Genomic DNA, 16,811 nt, shown 5'->3' with positions numbered 1-16,811 from the left:
GGTGCCGCTGTAGCCAAAACGGCGCCCATTCTGCGGTCATCGCACCCAATGGGGCAGTTGCTGACGTGCAAAAAAGGTACAGATCATCTCCACAGACGCACTCGGCAGCATGGGTCATCTCGCCTGCATGCCCCGTGTGAATGGAGAGCCCTTGGCGCGAAATGCTATTATTTTTATAGCTAAAGATGCTTATAAATCATGCGCTAGAGGCCATTTTTTATCAAAATTTACTCCACAAACAGCGGCAAGTCGGCCTTCTTGAGCGTGCGCAGCACAAAGCTGGAGCGGCTGTGGCGGATGCCTTTGATCTTGTAGAGCTTCTCGCGCAGCAACCGCTCGTAATCGCGCGTGTCCTTGACGACGACGCGCAACAGGTAGTCGTAGTCGCCGGACACCAGGTGCGCCTCGATCACCTCGGGAATGCTGGCCAGCGTTTCGCCAAATTTCTCCAGCGTGTTGTCGGAGTGGCTGTCGAGCGTGACCTGCACGAGCACCGTGTCGGCCAACCCCAGTGCCTGCGGATTGAGCCGCACGGTGTAGCCCTGGATGACACCGGCCTCTTCCATCTTCTTGATGCGCCCCCAGCAGGGCGATGGGCTCAGGCCGACGGCCTGGCCGATCTCTTGAAGGCTGGCACGCGCGTTGCCTTGCAGTACGGCGAGAATTTTTCGATCAAGACGGTCCATGGCGATGATTATTCCTTGAAACACGCCACTGCAGAATAATTTGCTGCAATGAAAGAATTTCTGAGCAAAAACAGAAATAAATGCCAGCCCGCGCCAGGCATACTTTCGGTCATCAAGGCGTTCTTACCGGAGCGCACAAACTGACAGGGCCCCGGACCGGTTACCGCCGGACCGGGGCGCTTGACAAGACCGCAGTGGGACGCACCCCTCCCCACCTTCAGCGCACTTCAAGCGCTTCAGAACCTGCAACCTTCACGGGCTCGGCCGGCCAGCCGAGGGGAAAATCCGACCCCTCGCACCGTCGTGCATCGACAGTGCACGCATCTCGACCGACCCATGCAGCTGTCGCCCCCGTACCCCCGCGCCCCGCAACGTTCGGCAGCGTTAATAAGCACGCTTACCAGCACAAACCCCGATGCCCTGCGCCATGTTGCAGCGCCATAATTTTCCGGGCCGGTGCACTGGCTGCGCGAAGCCTTCAGCAACAGGTACGCAGGCGCACTCGGCAAGACCATACCTACAGGAGACACCATGCAACTGACTTCTCTCGCCGCGGGCCTGGGCCTTGCGTTTGGCTTGATCGCCACGGCTGGCGCGCAGACCACCACGCTCAAGATCGGCTACGCCACGGCGCCCGATTCGCACTACGGCGTGGGCTCCAAGGTGTTCTGCGATGAAGTCGAAAAGGGCACGCAAGGGCGCTACAAGTGCCAGTACTTTCCCAACTCGGCGCTGGGCGGTGAGCGCGAGCAGATCGAAGCCATCCAGCTCGGCACGCAAGACCTGGTGAACACCTCCACCGGCCCCGTGGGCAACTTCGTGCCCGAAGTGAAGATCGTGGACATCCCCTTCCTGTTCCGCGACTACGACCATGCGCGCAAGGTGATGGACGGCCCGATCGGCCAGGACATCCTGACCAAGTTCCCGAGCAAAGGCATCATCGCGCTGGCCTGGACGGAAAACGGCTTTCGCCACATGACCAACAGCAAGCGCGACATCGTCAAGCCCGACGACGCCAAGGGCTTGAAGATGCGCACCATGGAAAACAAGGTGCACATGGATGGTTACCGTACCTTCGGCATCCTGCCCACGCCCATGGCCTTCCCTGAACTGTTCGGCGCCCTGCAGCAAGGCACTGTGGACGGCCAGGAAAACCCCATCCCCGTGATCCTGTCGGCCAAGTTCTCGCAGGTGCAAAAGCACCTGTCGCTCACGGGCCACGTGTACTCGCCCGCGCTGCTGCTGCTCTCGCCCAAGGTGTGGAACAAGCTCAACGATGCCGACAAGAAGATCTTTACGGACGCTGCCAAAGCCGCATCCGTGGCCCAGCGCAAGAAGGTGAATGACGACGAGAACAACGGCATTGCCGTGCTCGAGTCGCAAGGCATGAAGGTCACCAAGACCGTGGACGGAGCCGCCTTCCGCGAAGCGTTGAAGCCTGCCTACGCTGGCTACGCCAAGGAGTTCGGCGCGGACAACATCAAGAAGATCCAGGACGTGCGCTAAAAGCGCTCGCACCCAGACAGCGCCCGGCCGCATTGACGCGCCGGGCGCTTTTGCTTTGATCTGCACGCCACCCAAGACCGCCCTGTGAAAACCTTCGAACGCTACTTTCTTGCCGCCAACCGCTGGGCGCTGATCCTGCTGTTGGCGTCCATGTCCGTCATCATCTTCACCAACGTGGTGATGCGCTATGTGACCCACAACTCGCTCGAATGGGCCGAAGAGGTGTCGCGCCACATGATGATCTGGCTGACGTTTTTGGGTGCCGGCCCCGTGCTGCGCTACGGAGGCCACATTGCGGTAGAGAACCTGCAGGACGCCCTGCCCCGCGCGGGCGGCATCGCCATTCGCGCGGTGGTGGCGGCGCTGCTGTTCGCCTTCTTCGGGTTCATGGTCTGGTACGGCTGGCTCTACATGCAGCGCACCATGTTCCAGATGACGGCCGTCACGCAAGTGCCGTTTGCCTACATCTACAGCGCCATGCTGATCGGCGGCGTGCTGCTCATCGTGCACTTCCTGTTCGTCGTGCGCGGCTATGTGCTCGACCGCACTTTCGCGGCCGATGCGCACTTTGACGCGAATGCGAGTGCCTCCCTGTGACCGCATCCCTCATCCTCATCTTCTCGGCCTGCCTGTTCCTCGCCATCGGCGTGCCCGTGGCGTTTGCCCTGGGCCTGGCCACCGCGGCCACGCTGATCCTGGCCGAGAGCTACCCGCTCATGGTGCTGCTCAAGGAAACCTTCACCGGCATCGACAGCTTTCCGCTGATGGCGGTGCCGTTTTTCATCCTGGCGGCGGAGCTCATGAGCGGCGGGTCGCTCACCGAGGTACTGCTCAAGTTTGCCGGCCAGTTTGTCGGCCACAAGCGGGGCGGCCTGGGCTATACCAACGTGGTCTCGCTCACGTTCTTCTCGGGCATTTCGGGCTCAGCATTGGCCGACGCGGCCGGCCCCGGCTCGATGCTGATCCGCATGATGGACAAGGCGGGGTATGACCGTTCTTACGCTGCGGCGCTCACGGCCTCCACCGCCATCGTGGGGCCCATCATCCCGCCGTCCATCATCATGATCATCTACGCGCTGCAGGACGACGCGGTGTCGGTCGGCTCGCTGTTTGTGGCGGGCCTTCTGCCGGGCCTGCTGATTGCGGTGGCCATGTGCGTCGTCAACTACCTGGTGTCCAAGCGGCGCAACTACCGGGGCGACGGTGCCACCCCCACGGCGCGCGAGATGCTCACGACCACCTGGAAGGCGCTGCCCGCCATCTTGCTGCCGGTGGTGATCCTGGGCGGCATGCGCGCCGGTTGGTTCACGCCCACCGAGGCGTCGGTGGTCGCGGTGTTCTACGCACTGGTGTGTGGCAAGTTCGTATACCGCACCCTGCAGTGGAAGGCGCTGCCCGACATCCTCGCGCGCTCGGCGCTGCTGTCGGCTTCGGTGCTCATCATCATCGGCCTGTCGGCTGCGTTCGCGTGGATCCTCACCATCGAAGGCGTGCCGCAGCAGATGGCCGAGTGGCTCATCGGCATGAACCTCTCGCCCTGGATGTTCCTCATCATCGTGAACATCTTTTTGCTGCTGTTCGGCATCTTCATCGAGCCGCTGCCCGGCGTGATGGTGCTCGCCCCCATCCTTGCGCCGGTGGCCATGAAGCTCGGCGTGGACCCGGTCCACTTCGCGATGATCGTGATCTTCAACCTCACACTGGGCATGATCACGCCGCCCGTGGGGGGGCTGCTGTTCGTCACCTGCAATGTGTCGCGTGTGCCGATGACCCAGCTGGTGCGTGAGCTGGTGCCCTTCCTGTGGGCCCATGGCGTGGTGCTGATGCTGCTGACCTTTGTGCCCGCGCTGTCCACCTGGCTCCCCCGCGCGCTCGGCTTCATCAAGTAGCGGGGAAAAGCGGCGCAGCGGATATACTCGCACCCGTCAGGAGAGAGCCCTTCGCAGCAACTGCGTCCGGGCCGCCGAAGGCGCAGGCAACAGCCGAACGCTCAGGCAAAAGGACTGACAACCGCCCGCAGCGATGCGGGCGTTCCCTTGCTGGAGAGAGACGGCCCGCCGCACCGCGTGATGAGGCCATCCACCGAAGGAGCAAACCGCACGGCCAGCCAGGGCGCTGCGGTGAATCTCTCAGGTAAAGCGGACAGCAGGGCAAATGCCGGGGCCAGTACAGGCCGCGGTTTCCATTTGCCTTGCCTCAAGAAGTCCGCCATGTCCGCCACCGCTCCTGCCGCCCCCCTGCTCACCACCCCCCTGAACGCCCTGCACATCGAGCTGGGCGCCCGCATGGTGCCGTTTGCCGGCTATTCCATGCCTGTGCAGTACCCCGCCGGCTTGATGGCCGAACACCAGCACACGCGCAACGCGGCGGGCCTGTTCGACGTATCGCACATGGGCCAGTTGCGCCTGTTGGGGCCCGATGCTGCCGCAGCGTTTGAAACCCTGATGCCCGTGGACGTGATCGACCTGCCCGTGGGCAAGCAACGGTACGGCCTGCTGCTGACCGATGAGGGCACGGTCATCGATGACCTGATGTTCTTCAACAAGGGCCAGGGCGAAATCTTCGTGATCGTTAACGGTGCCTGCAAGGTGGGCGACATAGCCCACATACAGGCCCGCATCGGCCAGCGCTGCCAAGTGGTGCCCATGCCCGACCACGCGCTGCTGGCGCTGCAGGGCCCCCAGGCCGTCACCGCTCTCGCCCGTCTGGCGCCCGGCGTTGAAAAGCTGGTGTTCATGACTGGCGGCGATTTCTCCATTGCCGGTTGCGACTGTTTTGTGACCCGCAGCGGCTATACCGGCGAAGACGGTTTTGAGATTTCGGTACCCGGCGCCCAGGCCGACACCCTGGCCCGCGCGTTGCTGGCCCAGCCTGAAGTCAAACCCATCGGCCTGGGCGCGCGCAACTCGCTGCGCCTTGAAGCCGGCCTGTGCCTGTATGGCAACGACATCGACACCACCACCACACCGCCCGAGGCCACGCTCAACTGGGCCATCCAGAAGGTGCGCCGCACCGGTGGCGCACGTGCTGGCGGCTTCCCCGGCGCGGACAAGGTGCTGGCACAGATCGACGACCCCGCCACCTTGCAACGCAAGCGCGTGGGCCTGGTGGCACTGGAGCGCGTACCCGTGCGTGAACACACCGAACTGCAGAGCACCGACGGCCAGAAGATCGGCGAAGTCACCAGCGGCCTGCTCGGCCCCACGGTGAACGAACCCGTGGCCATGGGCTATGTCAGCCCCGCCTTCGCCGCCATCGGCACGCGCTTGAACGCCATCGTGCGCGGCAAGGCTGTGCCCATGGAAGTGCGCGCCATGCCCTTCACCCCGGCGCGCTACTACCGCGGTTGATCGCGTCACACCCGCCCAGCCCGCTACAGTCGCGGCTGGCACCGGCACTTTTCTTTGAAACCTCTTTTTTTGGAGCCCCCCATGACCGTCAAGTTTTCCAAGGACCACGAATGGGTCGACATTGCCGACCACCAAGCCGCCACCGTGGGCATCACGCTGCATGCGCAGGACGCGCTGGGCGATGTGGTGTTTGTGGACCTGCCTGCAGTCGGCACCACCTTCACCCAGGGTGACGTGGCTGGCGTGGTCGAGTCCGTGAAAGCGGCCGCCGACGTGTACATGCCCATCACCGGCGAAGTCGTCGAGGTCAACGAAGCGCTGCGCGCCGACCCCTCTCTGGCCAACAGCGACCCGATGGGCGCCGGCTGGTTCTTCAAGGTCCGCGTGACCGACCTCACGCAGTTCGACGCGCTGATGGACGAACCCGCCTACGCCGACTTCGCCAAGAACGCCTGATGCGTTGATGGTTTCCGCGGCCCGGCACCGTGTTGCCGGGCCAATGTCTTGCTGTACCAGTGCCGCCGCCGATGACCTCCTCTGCCCCCCTGCCCTCCCTCGCCGCGCTCGAAAACGCCACCGAGTTCCTGCCCCGCCACATTGGCATCGACGCTGCGGATGAAACGCACATGCTGTCGGTGATTGGAGAGGCATCGCGCAGCGCCCTCATTGAAAGCATCGTGCCGCGTTCGATTGCGCGCAGCACGCCGATGGACCTGCCCCCTTCGGTCACCGAAGCGGCCGCGCTGGCCGAGCTCAAGGCGATTGCGGCCAAGAACCAGGTGCTCAGGAGCTTCATCGGCCAGGGCTACTACGGCACCCACACACCGGGCGTCATCCTGCGCAACATCCTTGAGAACCCCGCCTGGTACACGGCCTACACGCCGTACCAGGCAGAGATTTCTCAAGGCCGCATGGAGGCGCTGATCAACTTCCAGACCATGGTCTGCGACCTGACCGGGATGCCGATCGCCAACGCATCGATGCTGGACGAAGCCACGGCCGCGGCCGAGGCCATGACGCTGGCCAAGCGGTCCGTCAAGTCCAAGAGCAACGTCTTTGTGGTGGCCGGCGATGCGCACCCGCAAACCATCGAAGTGATCCAGACCCGCGCCAAGCCGCTGGGCCTGGAAGTGCGCCTGGCCAATTCGGCCGAGGAGTGGAACGACCTGCTGGCCGGCGACTATTTCGCGGTGCTGGCCCAGTACCCCGCCACCAGCGGCCGCATCGAAGACCTGCGCACCGATGTGGAAAAGGCCCACGCCAAACAAGCGGCATTCATCGTAGCGGCCGACCTGCTGGCCCTGACGCTCATCACGCCACCGGGCGAATTTGGCGCCGACATCGTCGTGGGCACCACGCAGCGTTTTGGCATGCCCATGGGCGCGGGCGGCCCGCACGCCGCCTACATGGCCTGCCGCGACGAGTTCAAGCGCAGCCTGCCCGGCCGCCTGGTGGGTGTGAGCGTGGACGTGCATGGCAAGCCCGCCTACCGCCTGGCCCTGCAGACGCGCGAGCAGCACATCCGCCGCGAAAAGGCCACGTCCAACATCTGCACGGCGCAGGTGCTGCCCGCGGTGATCGCCAGCATGTACGCCGTGTACCACGGCCCCGAAGGCCTGCAGCGCATCGCCCAGCGCGTGGCCAGCTACACGGCCATCCTGGCCAAGGGCCTCACCCAACTGGGTGCGCCCGTGCGCCCACAAGCCACCTTCGACACGCTGGTACTGAAAACCGATGTCGCTACAAAATCGATAGCTACAAAGGCAATACAGGCAGGCGCTAACCTGCGAATTTACTTTGAAAACTACCTGTGTATTTCGCTGGACGAGACCACGACACGCGCCGACATCGAGCTGCTATGGAAGGTCTTCGCCAAGGACGGCCAGGCGCTGCCGACCTTCGACGCGTTCGAGAACGGTGTCGAGCCGCTGATCCCCGCCGCGCTGCGCCGCACCAGCAGCTACCTCACGCACCCGGTGTTCAACACGCACCACAGCGAGACCGGCATGCTGCGCTACATCCGCCAGCTGTCCGACAAGGATCTGGCCCTGGACCGCAGCATGATCCCGCTGGGCAGCTGCACCATGAAGCTCAACGCCACCAGCGAGATGATCCCCATCACCTGGCCCGAGTTCGCGCATATCCACCCCTATGCGCCTGCCGAGCAGCTGCAAGGCTACAAAGAGTTGGATGAGCAGCTGCGCGAGTGGCTGTGCCAGGCGACGGGCTATGCCGGCATCAGCCTGCAGCCCAACGCCGGCAGCCAGGGCGAATACGCAGGCCTGCTCGCCATCCAGGCCTACCACCAGGCGCAGGGCGAAGGCCACCGCAACATCTGCCTGATCCCCAGCAGCGCGCACGGCACCAACCCCGCCAGCGCGCAGATGGTGGGCATGCAGGTCGTGGTGACCGCCTGCGACGCCAGCGGCAACGTGGACCTGGCCGACCTCAAGGCCAAGTGCGAGCAGCACAGCGACAAGCTGGCCTGCGTGATGATCACCTACCCCAGCACCCACGGTGTGTTCGAGACCCAGGTGAAAGAGCTGTGCGCCCTGGTGCACCAGCACGGCGGCCGCGTGTACGTGGACGGTGCCAACATGAACGCCCTGGTGGGTGTGGCCGCGCCCGGCGAGTTTGGCGGCGACGTGAGCCACCTGAACCTGCACAAGACCTTCTGCATCCCCCATGGCGGTGGCGGCCCCGGCGTTGGGCCCGTGTGCGTGGTCGAAGACCTCGTGCCCTACCTGCCCGGCCTGCCGGGCCAGGGCGATGCACCGCTGGCTCCCGCCGACGGCAAGGTCGGCCCCGTGAGCGCTGCGCCTCTGGGCAACGCGGCCGTGCTGCCCATCAGCTGGATGTACATCCGCATGATGGGCGCCGTGGGCCTGCAGGCCGCGACCGAGACAGCCATCCTGTCGGCCAACTACATCAGCGCGCGCCTGAAGGACCACTACCCCACGCTGTACGCGTCGGCCAACGGCCACGTCGCGCACGAGTGCATCCTGGATCTGCGCAGCCTGAAGGAAACCAGTGGCGTGATGGCCGAGGACGTGGCCAAGCGCCTGATCGACTACGGCTTCCACGCGCCCACGCTGAGCTTCCCTGTGCCCAACACACTGATGGTGGAACCCACCGAGAGCGAGACGCTGTTCGAGATCGACCGCTTCATCGACGCGATGATCGCCATCCGCGAAGAGATCCGCCAGATCGAGGCCGGCGCGCTGCCGCAGGACAACAACCCGCTCAAGAACGCACCACACACTGCCGAGAACCTACTCACCGGCGAGTGGGCCCGCCCCTACAGCCGGGAGGCCGCTGCCTACCCCGTGGCCGCCCTGCGCCAGGCCAAGTACTGGTCGCCCGTGGGCCGGGTCGACAACGTCTGGGGTGACCGCAACCTGTCGTGCAGCTGCATTCCGGTGTCTGACTACGCGTGAGCGTTGAAGTCCAATAGCCAAACGCCTGCGGCCCTGCAGCGGCGGTTCACCCAAAGCCTTCGCGCAGCCTGCCTGCCGAAGGCTTTGTTCCATCTCGGAAGGGTTCCATGAGCCCTGATTGCGATCTCGCAGGAGATCGTGAACAGGCTCTAAGATCGCGGGCTGTCTGACACCCCATCCCAAGGAGTCCCCTTTGCGAAACCTCTTGTGCACCCTGCTCGCCAGCCTGGCCACCCTGGCTGTAGCCCCCGCCGTCCTGGCCCAGGCCCAGCCCGTCACCACGGCCAGCGGCCTGATCTATGAATCCCTCAAGGACGGCACGGGCGAATCGCCCAAGGCCACCGACACCGTGAAGGTGCATTACAAGGGCACTTTCCTGGACGGCAAGGAGTTCGACAGCTCCTACAAGCGCGGCGAGCCCACCGAGTTCCCTCTCAACGGCGTGATCCCCTGCTGGACCGAAGGCGTGCAGCGGATGAAGCCCGGCGGCAAGGCCAAGCTCACCTGCCCGGCAGCGATTGCCTATGGCTCGCGCGGTGCGGGCGGATTGATTCCGCCCAATACCACGCTCAATTTCGAGATCGAGTTGATCTCCGTGCGCAAATAGGCATGCTCCCCCCTGAGTCGCCTTCGGCGCCTTCCCCCAAGGGGGACGCAGCCCTCGCTGCGGGGCGGCCCTTGCTTGGCTGCCCTCGCTCGGGGCGCGCCAATTGCGTAGGTTGGTGACGGTGCGCAGCGGATTCACACGGGCTGTGATTTGGAGCCGCTCATGCTGCTGAAAGTTGGTGACCTCGCGCGCCGCACCGGCCTCACCGTGCGCACGCTGCACCATTACGACGAGATCGGGTTGCTCAAGCCCTCGGGCCGTTCTGAGGCTGGCTACCGGCTGTACAGCCAGGCCGACGTGCAGCGGCTGCACGGCATCCAGACCATGCGGCAGATGGGCCTCGCGCTCAGCGATATCGGTGACTTGCTGGTCGGTGACAGCATGGCGCCCGAGCGCATCATCGGCCAGCAGATCCGTTCGCTCGACCAGCAGATCAGCCAGGCGACCGAGCTGCGCGGGCGCCTGACCATGCTGCGCGACGGGCTCATGGCGGGGGCGGAGCCCGATATGGGCAACTGGCTCGAAGCGCTGGCGCTCATGACGACGTATGGCAAGTACTTCAGTTCAGCAGAGCTCAAGCAGATCTTCACCAAATGGAGCCTAATCGAAGCCGACTGGCTGGTCGTCAAGGATCTGGTGCAAAGCGCCATGGACCGCCAGTTGCCGCCCGACAGCCCCGAAGTGCAGGCCCTCGCCTACCGCTGGATGGCGCTCATGCTGCACTGGATGGGGGGCGACATGGACCTGCTGGAGCGATGGGGCCACATGTTCCGCACCGAGCCCACCACGCATGGGCGCAACCATGCGCCGCCCGGCGAGATGATTGAGTACGTCGAAGTCGCCATCAAGCTGCGCCTGGGCTTGCTCGAAAAGTACCTGACCCGCGACGACCTGCGCGCGCTAGGCCACGTGTCTCACACCCAATGGGCCGAGCTGGAAGACTCAGTGCAGCAACTGCTGGCGCGCGGTATCGCCCCCCAGCATGCTGAGGGTGCCGCCGCCGCACTGCGCTGGGATACCTTGTTCGGCCAGCTGACGCGCAACAACGCCGCGTTGCGCCAAAAGCTGCTCACCGCGTCGATGCAAGAGCCCTTGCTGCAAGCGGGATCGCCACTCAGCACCCCCGTGCGCGCGTACCTGTACGCCGCCATCGCCCACACACATCCCGCAGCAGGGGCGGCCTCTCAGCCCATTGGCAAAAAAGCAGCAAAAAACGCTTGACCCTCACGCAACGTGAGGCTTGACAGTCGGTCTCTTGATGGACCGACACATGACTGCTGACCCCTCCCTCCACCCTCCGGCCCCTGCCTCCCCTTCCCAGCGCCTGCACGCGCTGGACCACCTGCGCGCCACCATGATGTGGCTGGGCATCGTGCTGCACGCGTCGATCATTTACATGGCCGCGCCCTCGCCGCTGCCCTGGCACGACGACCAGTCCACTCCCGTGGCCGACTTGCTGGTGGCGGTGATCCATGCGTTTCGCATGCCGCTGTTTTTTGTCCTGGCGGGCTTCTTTGTGGCGCTGCTGGCGCAGCAGCGTGGCCTGGCCGGCATGGCGCGCCACCGGCTGCGCCGCCTGGGCTTGCCGTTTGTGGTGTTCTGGCCCGTGCTGTTCGTTGCCACCACGTTGCTGGGGCTGATGTTTTTGCACCGCATGGCCCACGGCACCTGGGGCGTGGACCGCAGCCTGCTGCCGCGCGGCCCCAACGTGCCACAAGGCCCGCCCACCATGCACCTGTGGTTTTTGTGGATGCTGCTGTGGCTGACCTTGCTGACCCCGCCGCTGTGGGCCGCCGCCAGTGCACTGCCCGCAGCGGTGCAGCGCGCCCTGCTGCGGGCCACGGCCTGGCTTTGCGGGTCCCCGCTGGGTTTCGTAGTGCTCACGCTGCCGCTGGCGTGGATCGGTGCCCACTACGACCACGGCATCGTCACCCCCAGCGGGTCCTTTCTGCCGCCCCTGGCGGAATGGATCCACAACGGCCTTTTCTACGCGTTCGGCCTGTGCCTTTATGCCCATCGGCGTGTGTTGATGGCGCGCTACGAGCGGCACTGGCCGGTGTTTGCCGGCCTGGGCTTCGCGTGTTTTGTGCTGACCGGGTTTCTGGCGGAAGTGCTCGCCCAACCCGAGGCATCGGCCTTTGCACTGGTGCTGGTGACGGGTGCCTTCACCGACATGCTGGCCTCGCCCGTCTCCGCCACGCGGCACCTGCAGTTCTGGATGGCCCTGGCCTACAACAGCGCGTCCTGGCTGTGGAGCTTTGCCTTGATTGGCCTGTTCCTGCGGCACGTGTCGCGGCCCCGGGCCTGGTTGACCTACCTGGCCGACAGCTCGTACTGGGTGTACCTGGTGCACCTGCCGCTCACGGTCGGTTTTGGCGCCCTGCTGTACGGCGTGCCGATCCCTGCCGTAGCCAAGATTTTCCTCAACGCGCTGGCGACCACGGCCCTGTGCCTGGGCAGCTACCACCTGTGCGTTCGTTTTACCGCGGTGAGCCAGCTGCTCAACGGCCACCGCCATCCCCGCAAAACCTCTGGAGATCCCGCCTATGCCCGCTGATACATCCACCCAAGCCGAGCTGCCGCCGCGCGCCCAACCCAGCGACGCGCGCGCCGCCTTGTTCAAAAACCCCAACTTCCGCTGGATGACCGGCGGCGCGTTTCTGTCGATGCTGGGCGACCAGTTCACGCTGATTGCACTGCCCTGGCTGGTGCTGCAGATGACCGGCGACACCCTGGTGCTGGGCACCGTGCTCGCGCTCATCAGCGTGCCGCGTGCGCTGTTCATCCTCATCGGTGGGGCGCTGGTCGACCGGCATTCGCCCAAGCAGGTGCTGATGATCAGCAAGTACGTCAACCTCGCGCTGCTGGGCGCACTGGCCGGCCTGGTGTTGGCGGGCAGCCTCACGCTGTGGATGGTGTACGCGCTGTCGCTGGGCATCGGCCTGGCCACCGCCTTCAGCATCCCGGCGGGCACGGCCATGATGCCGCACGTGGTGGCGCGGCACGAGCTGCAGGCCGCCAATGGCGTGAACCTGGGCCTGCGCCAGCTCACGATGTTCCTCGGGCCGCTGCTGGCGGGCCTGCTGATTGCGCTGTTTGGCGACGCGAGTGCCGCACAGGCGGGTAGCGAGGGCGGCCAAGGCGGAGCCAGGGCCAACGCCACCGGCATCGGCCTTGCGTTTGCGCTCGACGCACTGAGTTTTGCGGTGTCGGCCTGGACGCTGTCCAAAGTGCAGATGCACGGGCAAGTCCAGGTGCACGGCGGTGTGGCCACTCCCACAGCGCCACCGCCTGCGGTGCTGACCTCGGTGGCGCAAGGGCTGGTGCACTTCTGGCGGGACCGCGAGTTGCGCACCTGTTTTCTCTACTGGAGCGCCATTGCCCTGTTCATCATGGGCCCGATCCACATCGCGATCCCCGTGCTGGCCGGCAGCACACCGCAGTTGGGCGCGGCGGCCTTCGGCATCATCGTGGGCGCCCATGGCGCAGGCACGCTGCTGGGCATGGTCGTGTCGGGCATGGTGCCGCGGCTGCGCATTGGCAGTCTGGGCATGACCATCCTGGCGTTCGACGCCATCATCGGCGCGCTCTTCATGCCCATGGGCCTGATCACCGCCGTGTGGCAAGGCGCAGTGCTGATGCTGGCCATCGGCCTGCTGGGCGGCTTCATGCAGGTGAGCGTGTTCACCTGGATTCAGCAGCGTGTGCCGCCGGCCCTGATCGGCCGGGCGATGAGCCTGTTCATGTTCATCTTCATGGGCCTGGCACCGATCTCGGCAGCCGTCACCGGCTGGTTGATGAAAAGCGTGACGCTCACGCAGTTGTTTGCAGCCAGCGGCGGCACGCTGGTGGTGCTGGCGGCACTGGCCTTTGTGCTGACGCCCATGCGCAGCGTCACCGATTCGCCGGCCCCGGCACGCTGAAAACGACAAAGCCCGGCCGCACATCGCGGGCCGGGCTTTGGGTGTCAGTGACCGGCGGTCCGGTCGGTGCCTCAGACTTCCGTCACGAACTGCTCGCGCGGGCGGCGCACCTTCTTCAGGTTCACCAGCCAGTCGCCTTCGTCGGCGCGGTAGCCCAGCGGCAGGATCGACACGCTGCGCAGGCCGCGTGCACGCAGGCCCAGGATTTCGTCCAGCGCGTTTGGATCGAAACCTTCCATTGGTGTCGAATCCACTTCTTCAAACGCAGCGGCGATCAGCGCGGCGCTCATGCCGATGTAGGCCTGGCGGGCGGCGTGCTGGAAGTTCACTTCCGCATCGCGCTGGGGGTAGCTGCTGAGCAGCATCTGGCGGTAGTTTTCCCAGCCTTCGTTCTTGAAGCCGCGCTGGTCGTTGGTCAGGTCAAACATCATGTTGATGCGCTCGGCCGTGTAGTTGTCCCAGGCGGCAAACACCAAGAGGTGCGAGCCGTCGGTGATCTGCGCCTGGTTCCACGCAATCGGCTGGATCTTGGCGCGCACCGCGGGGTCGGTCACCACGATGATCTCGAACGGCTGCAGGCCGCTCGACGTGGGCGCCAGGCGCGCGGCTTCGAGGATGCGCTCTACCTTGTCTTGCGGAACCTTCTTTTCGGGGTTCAGCTTCTTGGCGGCATAGCGCCATTGCAGTTGGTCGAGCAGGGGCTGGGCGGCGGCAGTGGCGAGTGCGGTGGTCATCTGGGGTAGTCCTTTGGTTGAAATGGTGTCTCAGGGCACTTTGGCGTGGGCCAAGTTGCGGTGTATGAACTGTAGGCAAGCAAGCGGGCGTCGGTAAGCCGTCCCGGGGAAAAGCATTGTTCCGATTTGGCCAACAATCGGCGCTCAGCGCGCGGCACGGTGCGCCAACGAAGCCTTCGCGCAGGCTGCAAAGCCCCAGGCCAGCCGCGGTCGCACGGGGTGCACGGTGCCCGCCAAAACCTGCGGGCGTACACTCCGCCGCATGCGTTCTGGCACGCTCTCTGCAGGGCGCGTCGCCTTGTTCGGCCCTCTTTCACGCTGACCGCGCGGTCAATTTTCATGAGCGAACCCGACCTGTCTTTTCTGGACCCTGCCGGCCGCATGCCGGCCCGCGTGGCAGACCCGATGGGCCCGCCGGTGGTGCGGCCTGAGGCGCCGGCCCTGCGCGCAGGCTCGCCGGCGGAGGGGTTGGTGGCCGACCTGCGCGCCTACCAGGCCGAGCTGGAAAGCCAGAACAAGGTCTTGCGCTACAGCCAGACCGTGGCCGAAAGTGCCTACGAACGGTTTGAGACGCTGTTTGCCAGCGTGCCGCTGGCGTTGATGGTGGTCGATGAGCACGACCTGGTGGTGCAGGCCAACTCGATGGCCCACCGGTCCTTCCAGCCCACCGAGCGCGACCGCCCCCTCACGGCACTGATGCCCTTTGTGCGCGACGAAGACGCCCAACGGGTGCGCGAGGCCTTTGCGCTGGCCGAGGACCTGGGCCACAGCGAGGTCAAGGAGGTGGTGTTCACCATCAGCCTTGAGACCCGCATCACCGGTGATCTGCACATCGCCCACATCGAAGCCCCCCAGGCCAGTGGGCCGCCGCTGCCGCAGTTTCTGTGTGCGGTGATCGACCAGGGCCCGCTGCTGGCCGAGCGCCAGGCGCTGCAGCACAGCGCGCTCACGCTGCAGCAGCGCAACCAGCAGCTTTTTGCCAGCGAAAAGCGCCTGGAGGCCATCATCAATTCGGCACTGGACGCGATCCTGTGCGTGGACCAGCACCGGCGCATCACCGTGTTCAACCCCACGGCCGCGGCGCTGTTCCAGTGCAGCGCGGCCGACGCCCTGGGCAGCACGCTCGACCGCTTTCTGCCCGACGCCGCCCAGGCCCTGGCGTTTGCGCAGCTGACCACCCAAGCCATGCTGGGCGAGATGACGGCGCTGACGGCCAGCGGCAAGGAGCTGGCGGTGGAGGTCAGCGTGTCCTTTGAGCGCCACACCGAGGGCGAAACCACCACCGTCTTTGCGCGCGACCTGACCGGCCGCAAGAAGGCCGAGACCCACCGCAACGAACTCGAAGCGCAACTGCGCGAATCGCACAAGATGCAGGCTGTGGGCACCATGGCGGGCGGCATCGCGCATGACTTCAACAACATCCTCGGCGCCATTCTGGGCAATGTGGAACTGGCCAAGGCCGACTGCGCCGCCAATTCGCCCGTGCTGGAAAGCCTGATGGAGATCGACAAGGCAGGCCGCCGCGCACGCGACCTGGTGCGCCAGATCCTCACCTTCAGCCGCAACGAGCCGCCCCGCCGCTCTGCCGTGTCGCTGGCCGAGGTGGCGCACGACACTGAACGCCTGCTGCGTGTGACCCTGCCCCCGGCCATCGAGTTGCACATGCAGCTGCAAACCGGCTTGCCACCGGTGCTGGCCGATGCGACCCAGGTCGAGCAGGCGCTGCTCAACCTGTGCACCAACGCTGTCCACGCCATTGGCGCAGAGCGCGGAAGCATCCATGTGGAGGCCACCGCCGTGCAGCCCGACCTGCGCCTGAGCGAGCGCCTGGGCCTGGCCGCCGCCGACTACGTGGCCCTGTCGGTGCGCGACAGCGGACCGGGCATGGATGCCGCGACGCTGGAGCGCATCTTCGAGCCCTTCTTCACAACCAAGCCAGTGGGCCAGGGCACCGGCCTGGGCCTGGCGGTAGTACACGGGGTGATGCGCACGCACGAAGGCGGTGTGGATGTGCAGAGCACGCCGGGCCAGGGCAGCCGGTTCACGCTGTATTTTCCGGTGGCGCCGGCCAGCGCATTGGCGGCACCGCCCGCCGTGGCGCCTGCGCTGCAGGCCAGCCCGGCTGCGCCCTCGCCCGACGCGTCCGAGGCCACCCCTGACGACGGCACGCCACCGCCCCGCAAGCCGCATGTGATGTATGTGGACGACGATGAGGCCCTGGTCTTTTTGGTGCGGCGCCTGCTGCGCCGCCGGGGGTATGAGGTGAGCGGCTTTACCGACCCGCATGAGGCCACTGCCGCGCTGCGCGCTGCGCCCCACCGCTACGACCTGCTGGTGACCGACTACAACATGCCTGGCTTTTGCGGCGTGGACCTGGTGCGCGAGGCACGCCTCATCCGCAGCGACCTTCCCGTGGCCCTGGCCTCGGGCTACGTCACGGCCGAGATCGAGCAGGAAGCGCTCGCCGAAGGCGCCCGCGCGCTGATCCACAAACCCAACGACGTGGAAGAACTGTGCGCCACCGTGCAGCGGCTGGTGTCGGACGACGGGACACTCGCCCCATGAGCC

Annotated in this window: 13 protein-coding genes and 2 riboswitches; of the genes, 11 read left to right on the top strand and 2 right to left on the bottom strand. The window is 65.5% G+C overall.

Annotated elements, in window-relative coordinates:
• Positions 1 to 227: 227 nt before the first annotated feature.
• Positions 228 to 686, bottom strand: coding sequence for an Lrp/AsnC family transcriptional regulator (locus ACSQ3Q_RS11150; protein WP_436134445.1), 459 nt, complete (start codon positions 684 to 686; stop codon positions 228 to 230).
• A 531-nt stretch (positions 687 to 1,217) separates the two neighbouring features.
• Between ACSQ3Q_RS11150 and ACSQ3Q_RS11145 the strand changes: the two genes are divergently transcribed.
• From ACSQ3Q_RS11145 to ACSQ3Q_RS11100, 10 genes are all read left to right on the top strand, one after another.
• Complete coding sequence (locus ACSQ3Q_RS11145) at positions 1,218 to 2,192, top strand: TRAP transporter substrate-binding protein (protein WP_436134444.1); 975 nt, start codon at positions 1,218 to 1,220, stop codon at positions 2,190 to 2,192.
• An 84-nt stretch (positions 2,193 to 2,276) separates the two neighbouring features.
• Entirely contained in the window at positions 2,277 to 2,789 is a 513-nt protein-coding gene (locus tag ACSQ3Q_RS11140) for a TRAP transporter small permease (RefSeq protein WP_436134443.1), read from the top strand.
• Positions 2,786 to 4,081: a TRAP transporter large permease gene (locus ACSQ3Q_RS11135; RefSeq protein WP_436134442.1), complete on the top strand. Its 1,296-nt coding sequence runs from the start codon at positions 2,786 to 2,788 to the stop codon at positions 4,079 to 4,081. Before ACSQ3Q_RS11140 ends, ACSQ3Q_RS11135 begins: the two co-directional genes overlap by 4 nt.
• 27 nt (positions 4,082 to 4,108) lie before the next feature.
• A riboswitch (glycine riboswitch) is annotated at positions 4,109 to 4,208 on the top strand.
• A gap of 13 nt (positions 4,209 to 4,221) precedes the next feature.
• A riboswitch (glycine riboswitch) is annotated at positions 4,222 to 4,348 on the top strand.
• Between the two features lie 54 nt (positions 4,349 to 4,402).
• The gene (gene gcvT, locus ACSQ3Q_RS11130) at positions 4,403 to 5,542 is read left to right on the top strand and encodes a glycine cleavage system aminomethyltransferase GcvT (RefSeq protein ID WP_436134441.1); all 1,140 of its coding nucleotides are present in this window, start codon (positions 4,403 to 4,405) and stop codon (positions 5,540 to 5,542) included.
• Between the two features lie 81 nt (positions 5,543 to 5,623).
• Positions 5,624 to 5,998, top strand: coding sequence for a glycine cleavage system protein GcvH (gcvH, locus tag ACSQ3Q_RS11125; RefSeq protein WP_436134440.1), 375 nt, complete (start codon positions 5,624 to 5,626; stop codon positions 5,996 to 5,998).
• Positions 5,999 to 6,069: 71 nt separating this feature from the next.
• Positions 6,070 to 8,979: an aminomethyl-transferring glycine dehydrogenase gene (gcvP, locus tag ACSQ3Q_RS11120; protein ID WP_436134439.1), complete on the top strand. Its 2,910-nt coding sequence runs from the start codon at positions 6,070 to 6,072 to the stop codon at positions 8,977 to 8,979.
• 193 nt (positions 8,980 to 9,172) lie between these two features.
• On the top strand, positions 9,173 to 9,586 hold the full coding sequence (locus ACSQ3Q_RS11115; protein ID WP_436134438.1) for an FKBP-type peptidyl-prolyl cis-trans isomerase: 414 nt from the start codon (positions 9,173 to 9,175) through the stop codon (positions 9,584 to 9,586).
• 162 nt (positions 9,587 to 9,748) lie between these two features.
• Entirely contained in the window at positions 9,749 to 10,807 is a 1,059-nt protein-coding gene (locus ACSQ3Q_RS11110) for a MerR family transcriptional regulator (protein WP_436134437.1), read from the top strand.
• Positions 10,808 to 10,856: 49 nt separating this feature from the next.
• Positions 10,857 to 12,143 carry an acyltransferase family protein gene (locus ACSQ3Q_RS11105; RefSeq protein WP_436134436.1) on the top strand — a complete coding sequence of 429 codons (1,287 nt, stop codon included), beginning with the start codon at positions 10,857 to 10,859 and terminating at the stop codon, positions 12,141 to 12,143.
• Positions 12,133 to 13,509 (top strand): MFS transporter, encoded by a 1,377-nt coding sequence (locus ACSQ3Q_RS11100; protein ID WP_436134435.1) that lies wholly within the window; start codon positions 12,133 to 12,135, stop codon positions 13,507 to 13,509. Before ACSQ3Q_RS11105 ends, ACSQ3Q_RS11100 begins: the two co-directional genes overlap by 11 nt.
• Before the next feature lie 71 nt (positions 13,510 to 13,580).
• Here the strand turns inward: ACSQ3Q_RS11100 and ACSQ3Q_RS11095 are convergent, their stop codons facing one another.
• Complete coding sequence (locus ACSQ3Q_RS11095) at positions 13,581 to 14,243, bottom strand: NAD(P)H-dependent oxidoreductase (RefSeq protein ID WP_436134434.1); 663 nt, start codon at positions 14,241 to 14,243, stop codon at positions 13,581 to 13,583.
• 339 nt (positions 14,244 to 14,582) lie between these two features.
• Here ACSQ3Q_RS11095 and ACSQ3Q_RS11090 point away from each other — a divergent pair, with 339 nt between their 5' ends.
• Positions 14,583 to 16,808 (top strand): ATP-binding protein, encoded by a 2,226-nt coding sequence (locus ACSQ3Q_RS11090; RefSeq protein WP_436134433.1) that lies wholly within the window; start codon positions 14,583 to 14,585, stop codon positions 16,806 to 16,808.
• Positions 16,809 to 16,811 lie beyond the last annotated feature (3 nt).

It is taken from the genome of Acidovorax sp. LjRoot129, from assembly GCF_964253765.1.
Classification (GTDB): domain Bacteria; phylum Pseudomonadota; class Gammaproteobacteria; order Burkholderiales; family Burkholderiaceae_C; genus Acidovorax.
Note: the sequence above shows the minus strand (reverse complement) of the source record. Positions and strands in the feature narration are given on the sequence as shown.

Coding starts and splice junctions, on each gene's coding strand:
- ACSQ3Q_RS11150 (WP_436134445.1), bottom strand. CDS start 686: ATGGACCGTCTTGATCGAAAAATTCTCGCCGTACTGCAAGGCAACGCG.
- ACSQ3Q_RS11145 (WP_436134444.1), top strand. CDS start 1,218: ATGCAACTGACTTCTCTCGCCGCGGGCCTGGGCCTTGCGTTTGGCTTG.
- gcvT (WP_436134441.1), top strand. CDS start 4,403: ATGTCCGCCACCGCTCCTGCCGCCCCCCTGCTCACCACCCCCCTGAAC.
- gcvH (WP_436134440.1), top strand. CDS start 5,624: ATGACCGTCAAGTTTTCCAAGGACCACGAATGGGTCGACATTGCCGAC.
- gcvP (WP_436134439.1), top strand. CDS start 6,070: ATGACCTCCTCTGCCCCCCTGCCCTCCCTCGCCGCGCTCGAAAACGCC.
- ACSQ3Q_RS11110 (WP_436134437.1), top strand. CDS start 9,749: ATGCTGCTGAAAGTTGGTGACCTCGCGCGCCGCACCGGCCTCACCGTG.
- ACSQ3Q_RS11105 (WP_436134436.1), top strand. CDS start 10,857: ATGACTGCTGACCCCTCCCTCCACCCTCCGGCCCCTGCCTCCCCTTCC.
- ACSQ3Q_RS11100 (WP_436134435.1), top strand. CDS start 12,133: ATGCCCGCTGATACATCCACCCAAGCCGAGCTGCCGCCGCGCGCCCAA.
- ACSQ3Q_RS11095 (WP_436134434.1), bottom strand. CDS start 14,243: ATGACCACCGCACTCGCCACTGCCGCCGCCCAGCCCCTGCTCGACCAA.
- ACSQ3Q_RS11090 (WP_436134433.1), top strand. CDS start 14,583: ATGAGCGAACCCGACCTGTCTTTTCTGGACCCTGCCGGCCGCATGCCG.